This is a genomic window from Ancylomarina sp. YFZ004, assembly GCF_054254355.1.
The window spans coordinates 1-348 of record NZ_JBTCHQ010000048.1; the positions used below are offsets into that span (position 1 = coordinate 1).

The window sequence follows — 348 nt, forward strand, 5'->3', positions numbered from 1 at the left end:
CAGACTTTGACATTAAATGAAAGCACTAATATTTTAACCTTAAGCAAGAATGGTTCAACCAAAATAATTAATTTAAGTTCATATTTGGATGATACTAAATTGAGTGATAAAGATATTGAAGCTTTAGGCTATATCAAGGATCCTGGTGATGCTGATTCGAGTAATGAGATTCAGAGTTTGACATTAAATGAGAGTACTCATGTTTTAAGCTTAAGTAATAATGGTTCAACCAAAACAATTGACTTAAGCCCTTATCTTGATAATACCGATACCAAGATTAGTGATTCGGATATAACAGCTTTAGGCTATATCAAGGATGCTGGTGATGCTGATTCAAGTAATGAAATC

At 31.9% G+C, this 348-nt stretch carries 1 protein-coding gene; it reads left to right on the forward strand.

What is annotated here, in order from left to right; all coding sequences use genetic code 11:
* Nucleotides 1–348 (forward strand): hypothetical protein (locus tag ACXR6G_RS20155; RefSeq protein WP_458363254.1); only part of this gene is annotated, 348 nt, incomplete at both ends.